Source organism: Propionivibrio sp., from assembly GCF_016790145.1.
Taxonomy (GTDB): Bacteria; Pseudomonadota; Gammaproteobacteria; order Burkholderiales; family Rhodocyclaceae; genus Propionivibrio.
This window is the reverse complement of the sequence record NZ_JAEUOI010000234.1, coordinates 1-22,215: the sequence shown is the minus strand read 5'-3', so window position 1 is coordinate 22,215 and position 22,215 is coordinate 1. Positions and strand designations below refer to the sequence as shown.

Genomic DNA, 22,215 nt, shown 5'->3' with positions numbered 1-22,215 from the left:
GGCAAGATATTCGGGGCCCATTGCGAGCTTGTGCAGACGGCCAACCGGCACACTCAGCGTACCGTTCACGGCAGCCGGCGTCAGCTCGCGCTCACTGATCTCGCGCTCGTTCGGCACCACTTTTGCCCACGGATTGTCCCGCATGATGATGTCGGACACCTCGTCGAGCGGGACATCCGTTCTGAGCTTGATGGTCAGCCCCTGCGCGTGACAGCGCATGGCTCCGATGCGCACGCACAGACCGTCGACCGGAATGCTGCCGGGCGAACGGAAAGGAGGACGGCCGAGAATCTTGTTGCACTCGGCACCACCCTTCCACTCTTCCTTCGACTGACCATTACTAAACGCATCGTCAATCCACGGAATAAGACTTCCCGCCAGTGCCGTATTACGAAAATTCTTGCTCGGAAAACCAGGAGCACGCATCACCTCGGCAACCTTGCGGTCAATATCGAGAATGGCCGAAGCCGGATCCGCCAGATCGGTCTTGACTGCGTCATGCAGCGCACCCATCTGGGCCAGAAGTTCACGCATGTTTTGCGCGCCAGCACCCGAAGCGGCCTGATAGGTCATGGCCGAAACCCATTCCACGAGGTCGTTTGTGAACAAACCGCCAATACCCATCAGCATCAGCGATACCGTGCAGTTGCCGCCGATCCAGTTCTTGCCGCCTTTACTCAACGCATCCTGTATGACATTCAGATTAACCGGGTCAAGAATGATAACGGCATCTTTCTCCATACGCAGCGACGAGGCCGCATCGATCCAGTGGCCGTTCCAGCCGGCCGCACGCAACCGGGGAAAAACTTCCTTGGTGTAATCACCGCCCTGACAGGTCATGACAATGTCCATCTGTCTGAGCAGATCAATCGACGAGGCATCCTGCAACACGCCGCCTTCCTTGCCACTCAACGTCGGCGCCACACCGCCAATCGCCGAGGTCGAGAAATAAACGGGCTCGATGAAATCGAAGTCGTGCTCTTCCACCATGCGCTGCAAGAGCACCGAACCGACCATGCCGCGCCAGCCAACCAGACCAACCTTCTTCATTTCCCTTGCCTCAAAAAAAACGCCAGCTCACGTGATCGTTTCAAATCAAAGCGCCGCCAGCACGGCTTCGCCCATGGCTCGGGTACCCACCTTGTTGGTACCCACCTCGTAGATGTCACCGGTACGATAGCCCTGTGCCAGCACTTTCTTCACGGCGCCCTCGATTCGCTGCGCGACCTCCTCCATCGAAAAGGTGTAGCGCAACATCATGGCCACCGACAGGATCGTCGCCAGCGGATTGGCCACACCCATACCTGCAATATCCGGCGCCGAACCATGGCATGGCTCGTACAGCCCCTTGTTCTTCTCGTCGAGCGAAGCCGAAGGCAGCATGCCGATCGAACCGGTGAGCATCGAGGCCTCGTCCGACAGGATGTCGCCGAACATATTGCCGGTGACCATCACGTCAAACTGTTTGGGCGCTTTCACCAGTTGCATTGCAGCGTTGTCGACCAGCAGATGCGACAATTCGACGTCAGGATACTCGGGCGCCAGTTCGGTCATCACGTCGCGCCAGAGCTGCGTCGTTTCGAGAACGTTCATCTTGTCAACCGAGCACACTTTCCTGTTGCGCTTGCGCGCGGCTTCGAAAGCGACCCGACCGATGCGACGAATCTCGCTCTCGCTGTAGTGCATGGTATTGAAGCCGAAACGCTGCATCTTGCCATCGACTTCGCGCATCTCTATACCGCGTGGCTGACCGAAGTAAATATCTCCCGTCAGTTCGCGCACGATCAGGATGTCGAGTCCGGCAACCACCTCGGGTTTGAGGGTCGAGGCATTGGCAAGTTCCGGGTAAAGAATGGCCGGTCGCAGATTGGCAAACAATCCAAGCTGCTTGCGGATACCCAGCAGACCGCGCTCCGGACGCTGCTCACGCGGCAGCACATCCCACTTCGGACCGCCGACCGCACCAAGCAGCACCGCGTCGGCTGCCTGTGCCAGCTTCTGGGTTGCTTCAGGATACGGGCTCCCCGTCGCATCGACGGCGCAACCACCGAGCAGCGCTTCTTGCAGTTCGAACTTCAAGTCGAGTGCTTCCAGGACACGCACGGCCTCGGCCATGATTTCCGGACCGATGCCGTCACCGGGCAAAACGCAAATCTTCATTGCTTCATTCTCCATGATCTTTTACCAACTTCTCGACCAGAATATGTTCACACACCTTGAATATCAGATACATCGCCAAACCCGAAAAACCCAGGCAGAGCAATTCAAACAACTGTTGCAGCGCGCCGTCGAGCAAGGCCATGGCACCATGCTGCAAGACCAACTCGGCATTGGCGCGAATCAGGTAGAGCAGGTTGAGCGAAGCGAGACCAAAACCGATGAAGGCCAGCCCCATGACAACGAAAGCCGCCATGAAATGCGCATACAGATAACCAACGACGGCGCGCTGCAGCCGTATTGCCAGCTTACGCAACACTCGCTCCCGTTGCGAACAACCACGGCTGCTCGATGCGCCGCTTTTCCTCGAACGCGCGAATCTTCTCGGCGTGACGCAGCGTCAGGCCAATGTCATCCCAGCCCTTGAGCAGACACTCCTTGCGGAAGGCATCCACCGTAAATGGCAGCGTCTTGCCCTCCGGCATAACAACGACCTGCTGCTCAAGATCGATCACCAGCCTGTAACCCGGCGTTGCCTGAACCTCGGCCATCAGCAGATCGATTTCAGCCGCCGGTAGCACGATCGGCAGTATGCCGTTCTTGAAGCAGTTGTTGAAAAAAATCTCGGCATAGCTCTCGGCGAGTATCGCCAGAAAACCGAAATCAAGCAAAGCCCACGGTGCATGTTCGCGCGAACTGCCGCAACCAAAGTTCTTGCGCGTCAGCAGAATCTGCGCGCCCTGATAGCGCGGCTGATTGAGAAAAAAATCGGGATTGCGCGGTCGCCCGCTGCAGTCTTCTCCGGGCTGCCCCATATCCATATAGCGCCATTCGTCGAACAGGTTAGGGCCGAAACCCGAACGCTTGATCGACTTCAGGAACTGCTTCGGAATGATGGCATCGGTGTCGACATTGGCGCGATCAAGCGGTGCAACCAGCCCTTCCAGGCGAACAAACTTTTCCATGATTTCCCTTGTAAGACTGCCTTACTTGGCAGCATGCTCGATGGCCTGACCACCTTTACTGATATCCTTGCCGACACCCTGCACGGTATTGCAGGCCGAAAGCGAGATTCCTTGAACAATGACAAAAAGAACGAAAACGAGCTTTTTCATGGTTTATCTCCTTAAAGCAATTCACGAACATCGGCAAAATGCCCGACAATCGCAGCCGCAGCCGCCATCTCCGGACTAACCAGATGAGTGCGTCCACCGGCGCCCTGGCGGCCCTCGAAATTGCGATTCGACGTCGAGGCACACCGTTCTCCAGGTTCCAGGCGGTCGGCATTCATCGCCAGGCACATCGAACAGCCCGGCTCACGCCACTCAAAACCGGCGGCAACAAAAATCTTGTCCAGTCCCTCACGCTCGGCCTGCTGCTTGACCAGACCGGAACCCGGAACCACCAGGGCGAGCATGACGCCGGCCGACACCTTACGCCCCTTGACCACGTTGGCCGCAGCACGCAAGTCTTCGATGCGTGAATTGGTGCACGAGCCGATAAATACCTTGTCGATGGCAATCGACTTGATCGGCGTGTTGGCCTCAAGCCCCATGTATTTGAGCGCCAGTTCCATCCCCTCACGGCGCGACTGATCCTTTTCAGCGGCCGGATCGGGAACCTTGTCACCGATCGCCACGACCATTTCGGGCGACGTACCCCAGGTCACTTGCGGCTGAATATCCTCGGCACGCATGTCGATGACACAATCGAACACGGCACCCTCGTCGCTATGCAGCGTGCGCCAGAAGGCCACGGCTGCATCCCACTGATCGGCCTTTGGTGCATATGGGCGCCCTTTCAGGTACTCGATGGTTGTCTCATCGACGGCGATGAAGCCCATGCGTGCACCAGCCTCGATGGCCATGTTGCACAACGTCATGCGGGCTTCCATCGACAGCCCACGAATCGTGCTGCCGCCAAACTCGATGGCATAACCCGTGCCACCCGCCGTACCGATATGGCCAATCATGGCCAGCGCAATATCCTTGGCGGTCACGCCCTTGCCCAGCTTGCCCTCGACACGAATCAGCATGGTCTTCGACTTTTTTTGCAACAGACACTGCGTGGCCAGCACATGCTCGACCTCAGAGGTCCCGATACCCTGCGCCATGCAGCCGAATGCGCCGTGCGTGCTAGTGTGCGAGTCGCCGCAAACGACGGTCATGCCGGGCAGCGTCACGCCGTTTTCCGGACCGATCACGTGAATGACCCCTTGCCGCAGATCCTTGAACGGAAAGTAGGCCAGTGCGCCGACTTCACGGATGTTGGCGTCAAGCGTTTCCACCTGCAGGCGTGAAACCGGATCCTCGATACCGCGCTCCCAGTGCTTGGTTGGCGTATTGTGGTCGGCGGTGGCGACGATCGATGAAAAACGCCACGGTTTGCGACCGGACAGTTTCAAGCCCTCAAAGGCCTGCGGGCTGGTCACTTCATGCACGAGATGACGGTCGATGTAAATCAACGCAGTCCCATCGGCTTCTTCGTGCACCACGTGGCTTTGCCAAAGTTTGTCGTAAAGATTTTGCGGCATAGGTCGTATCCGGAAAAGTCAGGCCCAAGTGGCCAATTGGAACGTTGGATTATCTCACGGCTGGCCCTGGCTGTCAGCCCGAACCATGCATGGACGCTGCTCACACCAGGTCAGGAGTATCGACAACGCGAAAAGCCTTCGGTTCGCCGACATCCTTATCGCGAATCCATCCCGCCACCAGAATCAGGCCGATCAGGGCATAAACCGAACTCAGGGCAAAAGTCAGTGCGGCGCCCAGATGACCCCACGTCCAACCACTGATCAAACCGCCAAGCAAGCCGCCGGCGCCGAAGGTCAGGCTGGAATACAAAGCCTGACCGCGCGAGCGGGTGCGTCCCGGAAACCAGCGGTTGATCGCGGCGATTGCCGCCGCATGGAAGGCGCCGAAAGTCAGTCCGTGCAGGAGTTGCGCCAGCGCAAGCACGAGCGGAAATTCAACACCCCAGCCGATCATCACAAAACGCACAACAGCGGCTGTAAAACTCGACAGCAGTATGGTACGCAGACTGAAGCGCCGCATCACCTGCGACATGAAGAAAAACACGGCGATTTCGGCCACGACGCCGAGCGACCACAAGCCGCCAACAAGCAGTTTGCTGTAGCCGTGATCGGACAAAAAGATCGAATAGAAGATGTTCAACGCGCCATGCGCCGCCGACATGGTAATACACGCCGCCAGCAAGGCCCTGACGCGTGGCTGGCGCAGGATGTCGCCCACCGGTTGCGACTCGCCCGGCGCAGCGTGATGAACCGGCGATTCAGGCACCAGCAGGGCGCAGAGCAGGATTCCGGAGAGTGCGAGCGCACTGACCCAGAGCAGTTTCGGCAAGGGCAGATGATCGAGCAAGGCGCCGGTACCCAGTACGGCAGCGATAAAGCCGATCGACCCCCACAGGCGGATGCGGCTGTAGCGCGCCGGGTTTTCCCGAAGATGGTCGAAAGTCAACGATTCGACCAGCGGTAGCGCGGCAACCCAGAAGAAGGACAGGACCGCCATGGCCAGCAGAAACGCTTCAAAACGGGCTATGAAAAAGAAGACCGAGAAGGCGATCAGCGCCAGCAGGCTGGTCAGGCGGATGATCGGCAAGCGTTGCCCGAAGCGGTCGGCGAGCGCACCCCAGAGATACGGCCCGAACAGCCGCATCAACATCATCTGCGACATCAACAGGCCGATATCCCAGGCGGAAAACGAGAGTGACTGCAGGTAAAGCCCGAAGTAGGGCGAAAAGGCGCCGAGAAAAGCGAAATAGAAGAAGTAGTAGGCGGAAAGGCGCCAGTAGGGCAAGCGATGCATCCGGCAATTCTACCGGATGCATCGCGCAAGGGTCAGTTGCTGTTCTTGTGTGCGACAAGAATCCGATACATCTTGTCCTTGAGCCGCACGCGCACTTTCTTCATTTCCTCGATCGTGAAATCGGCGACCGGAACGTCATCTTCTTCAAGGCGCTCTACTTCATTGGTGAGACTGTGATACTCGTCAAACATTCGGCTGAAACTGCTATCCGAGGTTCGCAACACTTGCATTACATCCAGAAATTCGGGGAACTCGCGGTGAAGCTCGTGATGCTCAACTTGCATGATCGTGCCCTCTCACTGTTCCTGGCCTACTCACTGCACAGCCAGCGTGGTTGAAAAAAGACAGACCTGACGGCCTGTCACACTCCTGTAACACCTGCGAACCTTGTAGTTTAGCCACCTCAATAAAGACGTCAAGCGCTCCTCAAATTCGCGGCGTAGAACAAACCACATCGCCACACTGCGCTCGCTGGCGCAAGGCGTGGTCGATCAGCACCAGCGCCAGCATGGCCTCGGCAATCGGCGTCGCACGGATGACCACACACGGGTCGTGACGCCCGTGTGTTTCGACCAGCACCGGTTCTCCGACCAGATTCACCGAGCGGCGCGGCAGTCGAATGCTCGACGTCGGCTTGATGGCAATTTGCACTAGAATGTTTTGCCCGGTCGAAATGCCGCCGAGTACGCCACCGGCGTTGTTGGACAGGAAACCCTGCGGCGTCATCTCGTCGCCATGTTCGCTGCCCTTCTGCTCAACGCTGGCAAAACCGGCTCCGATCTCGACCCCCTTCACGGCGTTGATGCCCATCATGGCGAAGGCAATGTCGGCATCAAGACGCTCATAGACCGGCTCGCCCCAGCCCGGCGGCACACCGCTTGCGGCAACGCTGATTTTTGCGCCCACCGAATCGCCGGACTTGCGCAAGGCGTCCATGAACTGCTCAAGCTGCGGAACAATTGTGGCATTCGCGGCAAAGAAAGGGTTCATGGAAATCTGGGTGGCATCGACAAAGGGAATCGGAATCGGTCCGAGCTGACTCATCCAGCCCTGAATCGTCACGCCGTAGCGCTGCTTCAGCCATTTCCGCGCAATGGCCCCGGCCGCCACGCGCACCGCCGTTTCGCGCGCCGACGAACGACCACCACCGCGATGGTCGCGAAATCCGTATTTTTGCGTGTAGGCGTAGTCGGCATGGCCCGGCCGGAATGTTTCGGCGATGTTGCCGTAATCCTTGCTGCGCTGATCCTCGTTGCGGATGAGCAAACCAATAGGAGTACCCGTGGTTTTTCCGGCAAAGACACCGGACAGGATTTCAACCGTATCCGGTTCGCGACGCTGCGTCACATGGCGCGAAGTGCCCGGCTTGCGCCGGTCGAGTTCAGCCTGGATATCCGCTTCGCAAAGATCCAGCCCCGGCGGGCAGCCATCAACGACACAACCGATGGCCGGTCCGTGCGACTCGCCGAACGAAGTAAGCGTAAACAAGGTGCCAATCGTGTTGCCGGACATGAATTTCTCGGGAGCGATAGAATTGAGGGAAAGTTTATCATAGACCTGTTTTCCACCGGCCTGCTCATGCCCATCACCGTCAAACCGAAAAAACCCGTCAAGCCCAGGGCCGCGCCGGGTCGCCAAGCCGCAGCAAACACGTTACGGCAGGCCGATCAGCGCTGGCAACGAGCCGTTCGTTTCGGCTGGGACAAAGGCGGTTCGCACGGCGGGAGGAAATAGGCGAGGCTGCTCCCGATCGCTCCCGGAATCCCCCGCCCTGCCCGCCATCGCATCACCCGAGATCAACCGGAACGAACAGCTTTGCATCGTCACGCTGAATCAGCAAGGCCACCCGTTTTTCAGCTTTGGAGACCAGTCCGCGCAACTGCTCAACGCTATTGACCGGCTCGCCGTTGAGCGCCAGAACGACATCGCCCGGACGGATGCCGGCGCGTGCCGCAGCGCCGCCGACCTCCTCGACCAGCAAACCGTTCTTGCCGTCCACCTGACGACGCTCGTCCGGCGACAGTGAGCGCAGTGCCAGGCCAAGGCGTCCTTGCGACTCTTTCCTGCTGTCGGCGCTGGCCAGTCTGGCCTCCTTCTGGGCACCGACTTTGACTTCGATTTCACGCGTAGCACCCTTGCGCCAGACCTGCAACCTGGCCGATTCGCCGGGCTGGATATCGGCGACCAGCAAAGGCAGTTCGCTCGAACTCGAAATGGCCTTGCCGTTAAGCGACAGAATCACATCGCCGGGTTCAAGCCCGGCCTTTGCCGCCGGGCTCTCGTTCTCAACCGAACTGACCAGCGCACCCATCGAATTTTTCAGGCCGAACGAATCGGACAGCGACTGGTTCAGCTCCTGAATCGCGATCCCGAGCCGACCGCGCTGTACCTTTCCGTTCTTGACAATCTGCGCCTCAACATTCATCACCACCTCGATCGGGATGGCAAACGAAAGTCCCTGATACCCCCCCGTTCGGCTATATATCTGGGAATTGATACCGATCACCTCGCCCGCCATGTTGAATAGCGGCCCACCCGAATTGCCGGGATTGACCGCCACATCGGTCTGGATGAAGGGGATGTAATTGTCATCCGGCAGCGAACGTGATTTGGCCGAAACAATACCGGCGCTGGCGCTATTCTCAAAACCGAAAGGCGAACCGATGGCCAGTACCCACTCACCAACGCGCGTATTGGCCGCACTGCCCATCTTCAGGGTCGGCAGATTCTGCGCCTCGATCTTGAGCACGGCGACATCGCTCGGTTTGTCGATTCCGAGCACCTTGGCCTTGAATTCACGTTTGTCGATCAGCTTGACCATCACCTCGTCAGCGCCATCAACAACATGAGCATTGGTCAGCACGATGCCGTCCTCACGCAGAATGAAGCCGGAACCCTGGCCACGCACCGGTCGCTCACCACGTTGCTGCGGAACACCAAAGCGGCGGTAGAACTCGAAGAGCGGATCGTTTGGATCGAGCTTTGGCGAATCCGACATTTCAGCCGAATTCCTGCCAGTCCCGGAAACGCTGATATTGACTACCGCCGCACCGTTGCGCGCAACGATGGCGCTCATGTCGGGCAAGGGCGTCAGCGGAGCGGCAACAGTAGTCGCCAGTGCCGGGGCAATCAGCGCCGGGGGCGCCGAAGCCTGGGCTGGCGACAGGGCATTGCCGCTACCGATCGAGTAGGCACCGCCCAGTCCCGCCGTAATCAAAGCGGCAATCACACTGATTTTCAAAGTGTTCGAAGTCATGGTCGTTCTCCTGTAATTCGGTCAATGCAAGCGAAGCGCATTGCAATGGACTGAATCCTACAAGCGAGAAACTTAAAATTGACTTAAGCCGAAACAATCACCTTGCCGCGTTTGCGACACCGGGGAAATCGACTCGCGCCAGCAAACCGCCGGAAACAGAATCGGCAAGGCTGACCTGTGCCCCATGCCGATCGGCAATCGTGCGCACGATCGACAGACCGAGACCGCTCCCGGTTTGCCCCTCGTCGTCGCCATGCGCTTCGCCTCCCCGGCGGTAGAAGCGGTCAAAAACGCGTTCGCGTTCTGCGGCGGGGATTCCCGGCCCGCTGTCGGCGACTTCAAGGCAGGGGCGTCCATCGCGGATGCGGCATGAGACATCGACCTGCCCGCCGCCGGGGGTATAGCGCAGCGCATTGCCGACGAGGTTGGCGAGCAGGATGCGCAGGGCATCGACATCCCCCGACACCACGGCCGCCGGCTCGGCCTCGGTGACACCCAGATCAATCTGCCTGACCTCGGCAAGCCGCTGATGCTCGACCACCGAACGCCGTACCAGATCGGCCAGACTCACCGTGGCCAATCGATACTCGGTGGCGCCCGGCTCCTGCCGCGCCAGTGTCAACAGTTGCTGGACGGCATGGGTCGTTCGTTGCAGTCCGTTCCTGAGTTCGCCAAGCGCCGCCGTCCTCTGCTCAAGGGAAGTGGCGCGTTCGACGAGTTGCAACTGCAATTGCAGCGCGGTCAAGGGCGTGCGCAATTCATGCGCGGCATCGGCGACGAAGGCCCTTTGTACGTCCAGCGCCGCCTTCAGCCGGGCCAACAGATCGTTCAGCGAAAAAACCAGAGGCTTCACTTCTTCAGGCACTTCGTCCGGCTGCAGCGGATCGAGCGAATCAGGCGTGCGCGCCTGTACCGAGCGCGCAAGCTGTGCCAGAGGCCGCAAGCCGCGACCGACCACACCCCAGATCAACAGACCAAGCACCGGCAGCAGCACAAAAAACGGCTTCAGTGTACTCCAGGCGGCATCGGCGGCGAGTTGGTTGCGCACACGCATCGGCTGCGCCACGGCAATGGTCAGGCCATGGTACTGGATGGCAAAAACCCGCCATTCCCCTTCCCGGGATTCAGACGTTGAATAACCCAGGCGGGTGAGTTCGGGCAGTGTCTGCTCAGGCCGGGAATAATAGACGGTCAGCCCGTTCCGGTCCCAGACACGGATCACGAATTCCAGACTCTCGTCACTGGCCAAAGCCTCGGCGGACCCCTGAAACGTCTGGTCACGCAAGGACAGGGCAATCTGCTGCAGATGATAGTCGAACAGCGTTCCGGCTTCGTTGCGCGCCGCACTGTAGGTCGCCCAGCCGCCGAGAAGCATCACCACGAACATGGCGCCGAGCAGAGCCACCAGCAGATTTTTCCGGATTGATTTCATGGCCGTTCCGGTACACGATAACCGACGCCGCGAACATTGCGTATCCACTCGGCACCCAGTTTGCGACGCAAGGAATGGATATACACTTCAACCGTATTGCTCTCGACCTCTTCGTCCCACCCGTAGATGCGCTCCTCCAGTTGTGCGCGCGAGAGCGGCACTCCCGGATGCTCAAGCAGCGCATTCAGCAAAGCAAATTCACGGCCCGAGAGATTGACCGGCGCACCGTCCTGGAAAACCTCGTGCGTCGCCGGATTGAGCGAAAGCGCACCATGTTCGATCAGCGGGGAGGCACGGCCGGCTTGCCGCCGCAGCAGGGCGCGAATGCGCGCCGACAATTCATCGAGATCGAAGGGTTTGACCAGATAGTCGTCGGCTCCGGCATCCAGCCCCTTGACCCGGTCGGCGACCGAATCGCGTGCCGTGATCACCAGCACCGGCAGGACACTGCCTTTCCGGCGCAGACCGGCGAGCAGATCCAGGCCGGTTTTTCGCGGCAGACCAAGGTCGAGCAGGATCAGCTCATAAACACCGTTGGCGATCGCCAGTTCGGCTGCCGAACCATCGCGCACCCAGTCCACCGAGTAGCCTTCCTGTCGCAGGCCACTCTGCACACTGGTGCCAATCATCCGGTCATCCTCGACAAGCAGCAGACGCATCCGTCCTCCTTGAACAAGCCAACAGCGGAACAACCAACTGTGAATGGTATAGCGTTTCTACCCCGCGCTCAAAATTGATGCCGATCGCAAGAATCGGGTGGCAGACGATGTCCTGTAAGGCCACAATGAGAACCTGAATTGCCATCAAGAGATTTTTTATGGACACCGCAAGCCTTTTCCGGCTATTCCTGCTGGCCGCCCTGTGGGGTGGATCATTCCTCTTTTTACGCATTGGCGCCCCGGTTTTCGGGCCCGCTGCGCTGATCGCTTTCCGCGTATTGATCGCGGCCGTCTTTCTCTGGCTAGCCAGCCTGTGGCTGAAGAAGAAGCTTGAATTCGGCCGTCACTGGAGGCATTACCTGATCGTCGGCCTGCTCAATTCGGCTTTTCCCTTCCTGCTCTTTGCGTATGCCGCCCAGTCGCTGTCGGCGTCACTGCTGTCGATCATCAATGCGACGTCAGCGCTCTGGGGTGCCGTTATCGCGGCCCTATGGTTGCGCACGCCGATTACGCGCTCAATCGCACTGGGCCTGTTGTGCGGACTGGCAGGCGTCGTCCTGCTGGTCGGCTACGGCGTGTCGCTGCCCGGCGGCGAAGACTGGCCAGCGATGGTCAGCGGGCTGATCGCGCCCGTGTCTTACAGCGTGGTCAGCACCTACACCAAGGCCTACCCGACGGAAGCCACGCCGTTCGGCAATGCCCACGGCAGCATGTGGATGGCCAGCCTGCTGGTGCTTCCGCTCGTTTTCTTCGTTCCGCTGCGGCTAACGCCGCTCCCCTGCGACTGGGCGGCGGTGACGGCGCTCGGCGTGCTGTGTACCGGCGCAGCCTACCTGCTCTATTTCCGGCTCATTCAGGATGTCGGCCCGACGCAGGCCCTGTCCGTCACCTTTCTCGTTCCGGTATTCGGCGTGCTCTGGGGGGCGCTTTTTCTGAACGAAGCAATCGGCTGGAACAAGGTCACCGGCGGCCTGCTCGTCCTCGCCGGAATCGCCCTGACGACGGGACTGGTCAAACTTCCGATGCGGGTGCGCACATGAGTGATATTGCTGAACGCTGCCAAGCCTACGAAACCGTCGCGCAGGCCATCCGCTTCATCCGGCAGAACGCTCGCCAGCAGCCGGGTCTTGAGGAAATCGCTGCGCATATCGGCCTCAGCCCTTTCCATCTGCAGCGCATTTTCAGCACCTGGGCCGGCATATCGCCCAAGCGCTTTCTGCAATACCTGACCAGGGATCACGCCAGATCGCTGCTGCGCCAGAGTCACGACGTCCTCGCCGCCGCGCACGCCAGCGGACTGTCGGGCCCCGCTCGCCTGCACGACCTGATGATCGCCTGCGATGCGGTGACGCCGGGCGAAGTCCGCGCGCTCGGTGAAGGGCTGGAGATCACTTATGGCTTCGGACTGACGCCATTGGGGCGGGTCATCGCCGGCACCACGCAACGCGGTCTCTGTCATCTCCACTTCACGACAGGCGACGACACGAGCATCGCCATTGCCGAGCTGCATGACGAGTGGCCTCAAGCCCGATTGCTACGCGATGACAGCGCACTTGCCGAAACCATCGCCTGCCTGTTTGCCATGGGCACCTTGCAAGCGCCACTGCATCTTCTGCTGCGGGGAACGAATTTCCAGATCAAGGTCTGGGAAGCGCTGCTGAGAATTCCTGGCGGAGGAATCGTCTCCTATCAAACACTGGCCGCGATGGTTGGCAACCCGCGCGCCTGGCGCGCCGTCGGCACGGCGCTCTCCCAGAACCCCATTGCACTGCTCATTCCCTGCCATCGCGTCATTCGCGAAAGCGGCGACATCGGGCAATACCGCTGGGGCAGCGAACGCAAGAACGCGCTGCTCGCTTATGAATCGGTGGAAATTCGACACAAGGATTAAAACCTTGATATCACCACCAGGTCACAAGTGTTACCAGGTTGCACATTGAAAGCATCACCTTCTCCTGAAGAATGCGGTCAACTTGATGCACCTTGGTGATCTTGGTGACTTGGTGGTATGCAGTGCGTATTTACCGACCTCTAACGGAAATACTCCTCCATGCGCTCGAACACTTCATGCGTGGCGCCGTGCCGACGGACGGCCAGTACATCTTCCAGCTTTTCGACCTGTTTCACCATCTGCTCCAGGCGGGCCTCTTCGTTGACCATCAGCCAGATTCGACTGGTTTCCCCATTGCCAACGGGCATCACCAGAATGCCTTCGACGTTGTAGGCGCGGCGCGAGAACAGGCCGACAACGTGCGACATCACGCCGGCATGGTTATTTACGTCAAGCTCAAGCACCGTCCGCGATAGCGCCTGGTTTTCTGTTTTAGCATTGGCATTCATGTTCAGCCTCCGATCATGTCTTTGTTTGCCGCGCCAGGCGCGACCATGGGTAATACCTGCTCACGCATATCGATGCTGACGTGGATCAGCACCGGGCCACGCGAGTGCAGCGCCACGTTCAGCGCTGCGAGCGGGTCAGAGGCCTGGTCGAGATCGAGCGCCTGCCAGCCAAAACCTTCGGCGACCTTGATGAAATCGGGCATTCCCTTGTATTTCGAGGCAAAGATGCGCTCACCGTAGAACAGCGTCTGCTGCTGGAAAACCAGGCCGAGCGAGGCGTTGTTCATCAGCACGACTTTCACATTGGCGTCTTCTTCAGCCGCCGTGGCGAATTCCTGGACGTTCATCAGAATACTGCCGTCGCCGGTGAAGCAGACTACCGTGCGTTCAGGTTCGGCCAGCGCCGCACCAATCGCCGCCGGCAACCCGAAGCCCATCGTCCCGAGACCGCCCGAGGTCAGCCACTGGCGCGGTCGGCGCAGCGGATAGGCCTGCGCCACCCACATCTGATGCTGACCGACATCGGTCGCAATTGTTGCTTCGTCATCGAGGCAATCGGCGACGGCGCGGATCAGCCCGTAAGGCGTGCGCGGGTCATCGATGCCCGGCATACGCAGCGGATGATTCGTCTTCAGATCGGCCACGCGCGTCAGCCACGGCGCGCGAATGATGGCTTTGACCTGCGGCGTAAGTTGTTCAAGAACGTTCCTGACATCGCCCATGATGCCGACGTGCGCCGTCTTGACCTTGTCGAGTTCGGATGGATCAATGTCGATGTGGATGATTTTCGCCTGCGGGCAGAAGGCCGCCACCTTGCCCGTCGCCCGGTCATCAAAACGGGCGCCAACGGCAATCAGCAGATCGCATTCATCGAGTGCAAAGTTGGTACAGCGCGCGCCATGCATGCCGAGCATTCCCATCGACAGCGGATGATCGACCGGCATCGCTCCCAGCGCCATCAGTGTCATCACGCTCGGCAGGCTGGCCTTCTCGGCCAAGGCCACGGCCAGACCGGAAGCGCCGGAATGCACGACGCCGCCGCCAAGGTAAAGAATGGGCCGTTCAGCCTCATTGATCATCGCCGCCGCGCGGGCAATCCGCTCTGCATCGGCAACCGGAACCGGGACAGCCACGCCAGGCTCGGGCCACTCGCTGACCTCAACACGCTGGTTCTGCACATCCTTCGGAATATCCACGAGCACCGGACCGGGGCGACCGGAAGCGGCCAGGCGGAAGGCATGCGGGATCACATCGAGCAACTCCTCGGCCGAGCCGACCAGGAAATTGTGCTTGGTAATCGGGATCGACAAACCGTAGGTATCGACTTCCTGAAAGGCATCGGTACCGATCATCGACTTGGGAACCTGACCGGTAATCGCCACCAGCGGGATCGAATCGAGCTTGGCGTCGGCGATGGCGGTCACCAGATTTGTGGCGCCCGGACCGGAAGACGCCATGCACACGGCGGGCAGGCCAGTAGCCCGAGCCATGCCCTGCGCGAAGAACCCGGCGCCCTGCTCATGACGGGCGAGCACGTGATGGATCAGTGTCGACTGCGACAAGGCGTCGTAGATCGGCAGGATGGCACCACCGGGGATACCGGACAGCGTTCGCACGCCCTGCCTTTCGAGCAGGCGCACGACGATCTGCGCACCACTGAGGGTTTCGGTTTTGTTGCTGGACATGAAAATCTCCTTCAAAGAATTGCTGCGTTGGCGGCTAAACCGGACTCTGTATCGTGCGGGACCCAAAAACGAAAACCCCCGCCCGGTTTGACCGGCGGGGGTTTTGGAATCTGCTGTCGTTTTACGCTTCGACTTGCTTTCTTCCGGCCCTCGACGGTACTTTGGGTATGACTCGTACTACGCTGACTACACGTACTTTCGGGGCGACACGAAGAAGGGCGCGCGAAATGACGAACGCCACCGTGGCCAGCGCGGCAAGCAGTTCAATGGTGTGTGCGTCAAAAGAAGGCATGGATCTGAAGTCAAAGGAAAAACACGTGAAACGAGATTAGAAACGAGTCTGAAGAAAATAACAAGCCCTTTGTTGATCTTTATTGATCATGGGCATGTTTGCTGACCGGGATAGAAGGTATTGCCGGGCGCGCAGCAAGAGCCCGCACCCGATTGTTTCACATCAGACCTGCAATGCTGGCAGGACGTACTTCATCAAATAAGCGGCCCGGTGTTTCATTTTTTAACGCTTATTCCACGGCCTGCCGATCATGTTCATCTATTGGCCAGCGATGCGGGTGACAGGGAATATCGTCCTGGTGAAAAATAGCTGAGCCATTTCCTGTTCGCTGAAACGCGCAATCCAGATATTGCCTTGACTATGTGTGTTTTATTGACTAGACATGAAGTGTACAAGTCTACTTCGTCGGTGATATCCGGAAGCTGTCACCGAATTCAAACTGCATGATAGGGAGGTTCATGATGAAAAAGGATCAAATGAAAATGTATGGAGAAATCAGTGCTGAGGATCTGGAGCAGGTCAGTGGCGGAATGACTAAAGCTGACATTAATACGGTGAAATTGCATAAGGAGTTTTCATCTTTACCAGTTGATAACCTGCAGAAAGTCAACACCTTGGAACCTGACCCTTGGGAAAGGACTCGGTAACGTTTCTTGCCTGTGGGTTCGGTAACGTTGAACTCGCGCCGCTTCGCCGAACACCTCATTGATCGCCTAGCGTAGCGCCTTGGATTTTAGAGAGGATCAAGTCATGACTGACAAAGACAAAAGCACTAACGAAAGATTTCCTGAGACGGAGATAAGTATTAAAGCTGGTTCGCTTGGCGACTCCAAGGATACCCGATGCAGTGAACTCAACGAGAAGGAACTTGAGCAAGTATCCGGGGGAGCGAGAATCTCTAAAAATGATCTATTAAAATTGCAAAAAAAGTAATTTTGAATTGATTTTGAAGTGTTCCAGCTTCAATAGTGGGTGGCATCCGGAATGTCGCCGAATTTAACTGTTTGATACGGAGGTATATGATGGACTATGACAAAATGAAAAAGGATGAAGAAATCACTGCTGAGGATCTGGAGCAGGTCAGTGGCGGAATGACCACAGTTGAAATTAATACTGTGAAATTGCATAAGGATATTTCATCTTTAGCGGTTAATAACCTGCAAAAAGTCAACAACTTTGATAAACACTAGCTCGGATCAGTTCCTATCCGGCGTAGGGGAACTCGTTGCGAGTTCCCTTTCTTTTTTGAATGAGGCGCTCTCGTCCGAAGATTCGGACGCTACAACCCGCTGGAGAGCAAGGACAAATCATGAAAACAGCCAGAATCATCGATATCCTTCCACAATGTTATTCGCTGTTTCTTCCTCCATTTTTTAAGAATCCGATTCCGATTGAATCGGCTGCGACCTGCAGAAACTGCGCCATGCTGGAGAAGCTCGATTCGCACACCAATACGTCAATAAATTTCTCGGCTAAAACGAAATGCTGTACCCATCATCCGGAAATCCCGAATTATCTGGTTGGCGCACTCATGAATTCCGATGATCCTGAGCATGAGACAGGGCGCCAACGGATGCTGAACAGGATTGCCGGAAAGACCAGTATTTCTCCCTTGGGAGTTTTCCGTCCGAAAAAGTTCACCCTCCTCTCCAGGAACTCAAACCTGGAGTATTTCGGCAGGAGTGAATTTTTGCGTTGTCCGTTTCATGACGACGAGGGGTTCTGTACCGTGATGCCCTACTGGGATGCGGTCTGCTCGACATGGTTCTGCAAGCATGACGCAGGCGAGGAAGGGTGGCGATTCTGGCGGACTCTCAGAACATATCTGGAAAATCTGCAGAAAATTCTTTCACGCTATGTCCTGCTGAAGATGGATTTCAAACCGTCCATCTCCGGTCTGTCAAACGATGTCTCGGCCCCGCTTACCTTGCAGGAATTGGATGATCTGCCCCCGCCTGAACCAATTTACCGTGAGTCATGGGGAGCCTGGGCCGGTCATGAGGCTGAATTCTATAAGCAGGCTTACGCCATGATCAGGCAGCTCAGTCAGGACGAATTTGCCCGTATTGAGGGGATTGAACAGAAGTTTCTCCTGCGTGAGCTTGAACAGGCGTACGGCCTGCTGACCACCACTGCATTACCCGAGCGATCAATGCGAAATCCCGCGCTGACAGTCGAAAAATTATCCGAATCTTCGTATCTCTTGTCAGGGTATTCGCCTTTTGATCCGCTCAAAATCAGTAAAAGGCTTTACGATTGCCTAGATTCTTTTGATGGGTCAATAACAAATCAGGACGTCATTCGGCTTTGTCATGAGCAGCATGAAGTCAGACTTTCTGAAGACATTCTGAAAAAGCTGCATCGTTTCCGGATTCTCATAGCAACTGGCGAAACAAGGTAGCTTTTCAGTGTTGTCCGGCAAAAAGTAACAAGGCTAATTTCCACATCATCGGCTGCGCTCAGACGCATTGCAAAACCGGCTCGCGAGGCAATCAGCAAGGGCGGGCATCTTGAACAATGATACCGTGCAAGGCAATATTCATGCGGCTTTCACGGTATGCCATGCCAGTAGTGCCATTGGACCCCTTTGATTTGCTGCTTTGATTTGCTGAGGTACGGTCCAGGCCGGCACCCAGGTGTTCCAGCAGCGGCTGCAGACGGCCGGTCTCGGCGGCGGCGTCAGCCACTTGGGTGCCCTCGGGTGGGTGGCGCAGCGCACCAACGGGCCCCATTGCACCACGGTCGTCAGGGCGCAGACCGGGCGGTCAACGCACCACGCGGCGGCGTAGCGCGATGCTGCCCAACCCGGCCAGCAGCAGCGCCCAGCTCGCAGGCTCGGGCACGGCCGATGTGACGACCCACGACGCGGTGGATCCGTCGCCGCTGCCGACGACCGTAAAGGCCTCGGGCACGACGACCTGCACGTGCGCGGTGTTCAGGAAGTCCAGGTCAGCCGGCGCGCCGGTGCGCTGCACGATGACACCGCTGGCGAGGTTGCGGCTGCTGGTCTCGAAGCCGGCCCAGATGCTGAAAAAGCTCTCGCAGTAGCCCTGGGCAACGAAGCACTGGCCGGCGGGCAGCGTCGCGGTGACCGACACCACCTGTCCGGCCAGACTGGACTCAAAGCGGTCATAGCGATACTGATCACCGTCCGGTGCGCTGAGCCGCAGCACGGTGCCCAGACCCATCTGCCAGCCGCTCTCGGTGCTTGAGCTCAGGTTGCCGTCCAGCGTCATCTGCAGCGTCACCTCCATCGAGCCGGCGTAGATGTTCGCGTAGCGCAGTTCGAAGTGCTCGATCACCTCGGCACCGCCGTAGCCGCTCGTGTAGGCGTAGGTGGGGCGGCCTCCAGGCAGGTTGCTGGCGTTCTGAGCGTAGCTGCCGTAGGTGGTGACGGCCCGCAGGTGCAGCGTGCCGGCGACCACATCCGCCGCCGCCACCAGGCTGCCGCTGATCGGGACCGGCGCGGCGCCCGGCAGCGTGTCGCCCCGCCCGCTGACCTGCACCATCGATCGCACGTCGGACACGCCGGACAAGGCGTTAAGGAAGGTCGACACGCTGCCCGGCTGCGGCGCCGTCCAGGGCAGCGCGACGCCGTCGCGGCTGGCTTCGGCGTAGAAGCTGTCGTCGACGATGTTGCCGATCCCGTCGAAGCCCATGCTGCTGTAGCTGCTGGCCGTGCCCGCGCCTGCCGACCCACAGGCCAGGGCGGCGGTGACGGCCAGAGCCATGGCGGATGCGCGGACGGCGGTGCGGCGGTGCGTGCTCATTGGAACTCCCTTTCAAGGACAGAAACTTCAATCATCATTTAGCACGTATCTCCGCCCAAGTCGACCTTCGTCAACCGGGAATTTCCGCCCGAATTTCCCCAGCACCCCGCAAACCCGCCTCCCTTGCATGACAGAGGCCCGCAAAACGCCTGTCTCTTGGCGGTTTGCGGGCCTCAGGCCTGTGCGCTCCGGTCACAAGGCGCGTGTGCCGGCGGAGCTCAACCGCCTCGACAAGCAATCCCTGCTGCGTGTGTTCGAGCTGGAATGGGGACGGGTGCAGACGCCCTGATCAGCTTCGACTTGGGCACTCCTGGTGCCTCATCGTACCGGCCTGGTCCGCTTGCGGAAGATGTTCTCGGCGGCCACGGACTTGGAGCGGGGTGACAAGCGCTCATCGGCGAGCGCATCGAGAAAGTCCGACAGGCGTTTGGACTTGAGTATCACGTAGAGGGCCAGCATCACCGAAGGGACGCCCACCAGCAGGAAGTAGAGGAGCTTCAAGCCCCACGTGGCGTCGGCTTCAGCGATCAGGTTCATCCCCAGGAATCCGCTGGTCACGGTCGCCATCATGCCGAATATGGTGGAAACGGTCAGCCGGACCATCGAGTTCGACTGGCGACGCAAGGTGTCGCTGTCGAGATAGCTGCTCATGTCCTGAATCTCCTCACGTACCTCGTTGTAAAGATCATCGGTGCCCAGATTCTCGGTGCACATGTGAAAAAGATCCCGTGCCTGCGCCTGATCGGAGACATCGTGGAACCAGTAACGGTGGGTGAAGCGCAGAAAGATCTCAAAGGTGTGCCGGATGAGACGCTTGAAATTTCTGACGCTGTCGGCATTCTGGATGTCCAGATCGTTCAAGGCGATCACCAGACGGTCGGAGAGCATCAGCAGCGCTGCGCGATGAAAGTGCGCGATCAGGAAGAGCAGAAAATACTGATGCCGGAACTGGCCGAGCATGCCGGTTTCGCGGTCGACGAATGCAGCTTTCCTCGCGCTGCCGACCGCGATCAGGATCCGCCCGCTGCAGATGAAGCGGGTATTCATCTCGTCGCCCTCCCTGGACCAATGGCGGTCATAGCAGTGGCGGCGTTCGAAGCGCAGCAGGTGGCGCTCGGAATATGGCAGGACATCGGGTTTGCCCGGCGCCGCAGCCAATCCCAGGCGTACGAAGTCGGCCCGCGTCAGGACGTGAGGATCGTCCAGCGCGATGTATGCCATCAGCGGCATGCGGTGGAATTCGATCTGCCGGTAGCGTATCAGCCCCGGTTCCCCCGAGTAATGCATTGCCATTGGCTTCAGAAGGAACTCCCAGTGCGAGGCGATGTAAGGCGAGCGATACTGGGAAACGAATGCCAGGTACTTCTCCTCGATGTCATAGTCGGAGCATGCAAGAACCCGCGCGTCCGCCGACAACCATTCGATCTTGTCGACGCAGTGGTTGCCCGTTCCGTCCGCATCCCAGTCCAGCGGATAGGCGCGTCCGAAGCGATACAGGGTGTGCTGGACATCGTCGAGGCTGATGTCATCGGCGAACAGCTCCAGGGCCAGCACCACGATATCTATGTCATAGAAGAAGTAGAGCTCGACGTGGCCGACCCCGAATGTCACCGGCGGCTTGTCGCGGCGAAACGTGGCCTTCGCCCTGGCGATGTCGCGTCGCCGAAACACGCGCATCGGCGACTCGGCATGCCAGCCGCCTTTGCCGCGCGCCAGCCCTTCCCCGTAGAGGAAGCGCTGCACGTGGGGGAGAAAGGTCACGAACTCGTTGTAGTGGCGCCGTTGAAAGCTCGACTGATCTCCGCTGAACTCGGAAGAAAGCTCGCGCCAGGGGTTTTCCGGTCCGGAATTCTCGAGCACCTCCCAATGCTTCTGGATCTGCGCATTCTCCTGAATGGGCATCAACTGCAAGGGCCATAGCAGGATCTGCCTGAAATGGCGCACCATCGTGTCCGGGGTATCGACTTCGGCGTTCATCTTGATCTCCGCAGAGAAGCACTAGCGCTCTACTATAACGCGACATTAAGGCCGTCCGAAGGGTGCAGCGGAACCGATACCCATTGGGTCCCTGAGCATCCATGAGGCGCCGAGGGTCGAAGCGCCTATTCCAAGCACTTTGAGAGCCTAACAGCGTTGGTGAGCCGGCCTGCTGCCTCTGTCGCCGGCCGTAGCCAACGCCAGCGCCATGCAACGTGAGCCGTGCGTGCGCCGTCTGCTGTTCCCTCGGCAGGTTTTGTATTGGTCGTTGTCAACTCGCAGTGACACGGAAGTCCGTAGGTCGCTAGAAACGAGGTAAAACGATCGTACAGTTCTCTTTAAGACGGCCCTATCCAAACCGAACTCTCCGCACACGCCGCATGGGCCAAAGTCCTGGAGCGGTATCCTCCGTTCCGCTTGCAAAAGTAGCTCCTGCGTATTTAGTGTTTGATCGAAAACACCTCAACCCCATCAACAGCAGCGGATTCAGCCGTTTTTACTTTGCCGAAGAATTGTCATCGGAAGGGGGAAACAAGGCGAGAAGAACGGAAATACTGGGCTGGCGGCCCAAGCCGGAGGAAATCTTCGCGTTAGATACGGCGCCGGATCTGTGACAGAAAAAATCATCATTCCACTCCGGAATACCAAGCCTCTGTAGACCATAAGCATTATAATGACGGCTACCGCAAGACAAGCTCATGCGACTTTTCCGGAGACCGGCGATGCGAGTTGTCCAAAATAGCCAGATGCACTTTGGTGAAGTCGACATTTCCAAGATAGTTTTCGACCTCAAATCACGCGATGACATCCCCAAGATTCT

General features: G+C 58.5%; 25 protein-coding genes. 7 read left to right on the top strand and 18 right to left on the bottom strand.

What is annotated here, in order from left to right:
* The 12 genes from asd to JNM42_RS18950 form a co-directional block, all read right to left on the bottom strand.
* Window positions 1–1,050 (bottom strand): aspartate-semialdehyde dehydrogenase (asd, locus tag JNM42_RS19005; RefSeq protein WP_294274059.1); only part of this gene is annotated, 1,050 nt, incomplete at its 3' end.
* Window positions 1,051–1,095: 45 nt separating this feature from the next.
* A complete protein-coding gene (leuB, locus tag JNM42_RS19000) occupies window positions 1,096–2,160 on the bottom strand; it encodes a 3-isopropylmalate dehydrogenase (protein WP_294274054.1) in 1,065 nt (354 codons plus the stop codon).
* A 4-nt stretch (window positions 2,161–2,164) separates the two neighbouring features.
* Complete coding sequence (locus tag JNM42_RS18995) at window positions 2,165–2,473, bottom strand: hypothetical protein (RefSeq protein ID WP_294274050.1); 309 nt, start codon at window positions 2,471–2,473, stop codon at window positions 2,165–2,167.
* A complete protein-coding gene (leuD, locus tag JNM42_RS18990; protein WP_294274048.1) occupies window positions 2,466–3,122 on the bottom strand; it encodes a 3-isopropylmalate dehydratase small subunit in 657 nt (218 codons plus the stop codon). Before leuD ends, JNM42_RS18995 begins: the two co-directional genes overlap by 8 nt.
* 21 nt (window positions 3,123–3,143) lie before the next feature.
* Entirely contained in the window at window positions 3,144–3,272 is a 129-nt protein-coding gene (locus JNM42_RS18985; RefSeq protein ID WP_294274047.1) for an entericidin A/B family lipoprotein, read from the bottom strand.
* Window positions 3,273–3,283: 11 nt separating this feature from the next.
* Window positions 3,284–4,690: a 3-isopropylmalate dehydratase large subunit gene (gene leuC, locus JNM42_RS18980; protein WP_294274045.1), complete on the bottom strand. Its 1,407-nt coding sequence runs from the start codon at window positions 4,688–4,690 to the stop codon at window positions 3,284–3,286.
* 100 nt (window positions 4,691–4,790) lie between these two features.
* Entirely contained in the window at window positions 4,791–5,984 is a 1,194-nt protein-coding gene (locus JNM42_RS18975; protein WP_294274042.1) for an MFS transporter, read from the bottom strand.
* 32 nt (window positions 5,985–6,016) lie between these two features.
* Window positions 6,017–6,268 (bottom strand): DUF465 domain-containing protein, encoded by a 252-nt coding sequence (locus JNM42_RS18970; RefSeq protein WP_294274039.1) that lies wholly within the window; start codon window positions 6,266–6,268, stop codon window positions 6,017–6,019.
* Between the two features lie 142 nt (window positions 6,269–6,410).
* Complete coding sequence (gene aroC, locus JNM42_RS18965) at window positions 6,411–7,496, bottom strand: chorismate synthase (protein WP_294274036.1); 1,086 nt, start codon at window positions 7,494–7,496, stop codon at window positions 6,411–6,413.
* 274 nt (window positions 7,497–7,770) lie between these two features.
* Complete coding sequence (locus JNM42_RS18960; RefSeq protein WP_294274034.1) at window positions 7,771–9,240, bottom strand: DegQ family serine endoprotease; 1,470 nt, start codon at window positions 9,238–9,240, stop codon at window positions 7,771–7,773.
* A gap of 97 nt (window positions 9,241–9,337) precedes the next feature.
* Window positions 9,338–10,672, bottom strand: coding sequence for an ATP-binding protein (locus JNM42_RS18955; protein WP_294274032.1), 1,335 nt, complete (start codon window positions 10,670–10,672; stop codon window positions 9,338–9,340).
* A complete protein-coding gene (locus tag JNM42_RS18950) occupies window positions 10,669–11,331 on the bottom strand; it encodes a response regulator (RefSeq protein ID WP_294274030.1) in 663 nt (220 codons plus the stop codon). Before JNM42_RS18950 ends, JNM42_RS18955 begins: the two co-directional genes overlap by 4 nt.
* Before the next feature lie 158 nt (window positions 11,332–11,489).
* On the opposite strand from JNM42_RS18950, the gene JNM42_RS18945 reads away from it, so the two are divergent.
* Window positions 11,490–12,371 (top strand): DMT family transporter, encoded by an 882-nt coding sequence (locus tag JNM42_RS18945; protein ID WP_294274028.1) that lies wholly within the window; start codon window positions 11,490–11,492, stop codon window positions 12,369–12,371.
* Window positions 12,368–13,222, top strand: coding sequence for a methylated-DNA--[protein]-cysteine S-methyltransferase (locus JNM42_RS18940; protein WP_294274025.1), 855 nt, complete (start codon window positions 12,368–12,370; stop codon window positions 13,220–13,222). Before JNM42_RS18945 ends, JNM42_RS18940 begins: the two co-directional genes overlap by 4 nt.
* A gap of 140 nt (window positions 13,223–13,362) precedes the next feature.
* Here JNM42_RS18940 and ilvN read toward each other — a convergent pair whose 3' ends face one another.
* The 3 genes from ilvN to JNM42_RS18925 all read right to left on the bottom strand — a co-directional run bounded on the left by ilvN (window position 13,363) and on the right by JNM42_RS18925 (window position 15,648).
* A complete protein-coding gene (gene ilvN, locus JNM42_RS18935; RefSeq protein ID WP_294274023.1) occupies window positions 13,363–13,671 on the bottom strand; it encodes an acetolactate synthase small subunit in 309 nt (102 codons plus the stop codon).
* 2 nt (window positions 13,672–13,673) lie between these two features.
* The gene (gene ilvB, locus JNM42_RS18930) at window positions 13,674–15,356 is read right to left on the bottom strand and encodes an acetolactate synthase large subunit (RefSeq protein WP_294274020.1); all 1,683 of its coding nucleotides are present in this window, start codon (window positions 15,354–15,356) and stop codon (window positions 13,674–13,676) included.
* Window positions 15,357–15,477: 121 nt separating this feature from the next.
* Entirely contained in the window at window positions 15,478–15,648 is a 171-nt protein-coding gene (locus JNM42_RS18925) for a hypothetical protein (RefSeq protein ID WP_294274017.1), read from the bottom strand.
* Between the two features lie 458 nt (window positions 15,649–16,106).
* On the opposite strand from JNM42_RS18925, the gene JNM42_RS18920 reads away from it, so the two are divergent.
* The 4 genes from JNM42_RS18920 (at window position 16,107) to JNM42_RS18905 (ending at window position 18,049) form a co-directional block, all read left to right on the top strand.
* A complete protein-coding gene (locus JNM42_RS18920) occupies window positions 16,107–16,295 on the top strand; it encodes a hypothetical protein (protein WP_294274014.1) in 189 nt (62 codons plus the stop codon).
* Window positions 16,296–16,398: 103 nt separating this feature from the next.
* The gene (locus JNM42_RS18915; RefSeq protein WP_294274010.1) at window positions 16,399–16,581 is read left to right on the top strand and encodes a bacteriocin; all 183 of its coding nucleotides are present in this window, start codon (window positions 16,399–16,401) and stop codon (window positions 16,579–16,581) included.
* An 86-nt stretch (window positions 16,582–16,667) separates the two neighbouring features.
* Window positions 16,668–16,838 (top strand): hypothetical protein, encoded by a 171-nt coding sequence (locus tag JNM42_RS18910; RefSeq protein ID WP_294274008.1) that lies wholly within the window; start codon window positions 16,668–16,670, stop codon window positions 16,836–16,838.
* A 119-nt stretch (window positions 16,839–16,957) separates the two neighbouring features.
* On the top strand, window positions 16,958–18,049 hold the full coding sequence (locus tag JNM42_RS18905) for a hypothetical protein (RefSeq protein WP_294274005.1): 1,092 nt from the start codon (window positions 16,958–16,960) through the stop codon (window positions 18,047–18,049).
* Window positions 18,050–18,140: 91 nt separating this feature from the next.
* Here the strand turns inward: JNM42_RS18905 and JNM42_RS18900 are convergent, their stop codons facing one another.
* The 3 genes from JNM42_RS18900 to JNM42_RS18890 all read right to left on the bottom strand — a co-directional run bounded on the left by JNM42_RS18900 (window position 18,141) and on the right by JNM42_RS18890 (window position 21,395).
* Complete coding sequence (locus JNM42_RS18900; protein WP_294274003.1) at window positions 18,141–18,335, bottom strand: hypothetical protein; 195 nt, start codon at window positions 18,333–18,335, stop codon at window positions 18,141–18,143.
* Window positions 18,336–18,413: 78 nt separating this feature from the next.
* Window positions 18,414–19,418, bottom strand: coding sequence for a PEP-CTERM sorting domain-containing protein (locus JNM42_RS18895; protein ID WP_294273999.1), 1,005 nt, complete (start codon window positions 19,416–19,418; stop codon window positions 18,414–18,416).
* A gap of 318 nt (window positions 19,419–19,736) precedes the next feature.
* Complete coding sequence (locus JNM42_RS18890) at window positions 19,737–21,395, bottom strand: hypothetical protein (RefSeq protein WP_294273994.1); 1,659 nt, start codon at window positions 21,393–21,395, stop codon at window positions 19,737–19,739.
* Between the two features lie 380 nt (window positions 21,396–21,775).
* Here JNM42_RS18890 and JNM42_RS18885 point away from each other — a divergent pair, with 380 nt between their 5' ends.
* Entirely contained in the window at window positions 21,776–22,009 is a 234-nt protein-coding gene (locus tag JNM42_RS18885; protein WP_294273993.1) for a hypothetical protein, read from the top strand.
* Window positions 22,010–22,215: the final 206 nt, after the last annotated feature.

Bases quoted from the DNA above. Each gene is read 5' to 3' on its own strand.
- leuB (WP_294274054.1), bottom strand. From the start codon at position 2,160: ATGAAGATTTGCGTTTTGCCCGGTGACGGCATCGGTCCGGAAATCATG.
- leuD (WP_294274048.1), bottom strand. From the start codon at position 3,122: ATGGAAAAGTTTGTTCGCCTGGAAGGGCTGGTTGCACCGCTTGATCGC.
- JNM42_RS18985 (WP_294274047.1), bottom strand. From the start codon at position 3,272: ATGAAAAAGCTCGTTTTCGTTCTTTTTGTCATTGTTCAAGGAATCTCG.
- leuC (WP_294274045.1), bottom strand. From the start codon at position 4,690: ATGCCGCAAAATCTTTACGACAAACTTTGGCAAAGCCACGTGGTGCAC.
- JNM42_RS18975 (WP_294274042.1), bottom strand. From the start codon at position 5,984: ATGCATCGCTTGCCCTACTGGCGCCTTTCCGCCTACTACTTCTTCTAT.
- JNM42_RS18970 (WP_294274039.1), bottom strand. From the start codon at position 6,268: ATGCAAGTTGAGCATCACGAGCTTCACCGCGAGTTCCCCGAATTTCTG.
- aroC (WP_294274036.1), bottom strand. From the start codon at position 7,496: ATGTCCGGCAACACGATTGGCACCTTGTTTACGCTTACTTCGTTCGGC.
- JNM42_RS18960 (WP_294274034.1), bottom strand. From the start codon at position 9,240: ATGACTTCGAACACTTTGAAAATCAGTGTGATTGCCGCTTTGATTACG.
- JNM42_RS18955 (WP_294274032.1), bottom strand. From the start codon at position 10,672: ATGAAATCAATCCGGAAAAATCTGCTGGTGGCTCTGCTCGGCGCCATG.
- JNM42_RS18950 (WP_294274030.1), bottom strand. From the start codon at position 11,331: ATGCGTCTGCTGCTTGTCGAGGATGACCGGATGATTGGCACCAGTGTG.
- JNM42_RS18945 (WP_294274028.1), top strand. From the start codon at position 11,490: ATGGACACCGCAAGCCTTTTCCGGCTATTCCTGCTGGCCGCCCTGTGG.
- JNM42_RS18940 (WP_294274025.1), top strand. From the start codon at position 12,368: ATGAGTGATATTGCTGAACGCTGCCAAGCCTACGAAACCGTCGCGCAG.
- ilvN (WP_294274023.1), bottom strand. From the start codon at position 13,671: ATGAATGCCAATGCTAAAACAGAAAACCAGGCGCTATCGCGGACGGTG.
- ilvB (WP_294274020.1), bottom strand. From the start codon at position 15,356: ATGTCCAGCAACAAAACCGAAACCCTCAGTGGTGCGCAGATCGTCGTG.
- JNM42_RS18925 (WP_294274017.1), bottom strand. From the start codon at position 15,648: ATGCCTTCTTTTGACGCACACACCATTGAACTGCTTGCCGCGCTGGCC.
- JNM42_RS18920 (WP_294274014.1), top strand. From the start codon at position 16,107: ATGATGAAAAAGGATCAAATGAAAATGTATGGAGAAATCAGTGCTGAG.
- JNM42_RS18915 (WP_294274010.1), top strand. From the start codon at position 16,399: ATGACTGACAAAGACAAAAGCACTAACGAAAGATTTCCTGAGACGGAG.
- JNM42_RS18910 (WP_294274008.1), top strand. From the start codon at position 16,668: ATGATGGACTATGACAAAATGAAAAAGGATGAAGAAATCACTGCTGAG.
- JNM42_RS18905 (WP_294274005.1), top strand. From the start codon at position 16,958: ATGAAAACAGCCAGAATCATCGATATCCTTCCACAATGTTATTCGCTG.
- JNM42_RS18895 (WP_294273999.1), bottom strand. From the start codon at position 19,418: ATGAGCACGCACCGCCGCACCGCCGTCCGCGCATCCGCCATGGCTCTG.
- JNM42_RS18890 (WP_294273994.1), bottom strand. From the start codon at position 21,395: ATGAACGCCGAAGTCGATACCCCGGACACGATGGTGCGCCATTTCAGG.
- JNM42_RS18885 (WP_294273993.1), top strand. From the start codon at position 21,776: ATGGGCCAAAGTCCTGGAGCGGTATCCTCCGTTCCGCTTGCAAAAGTA.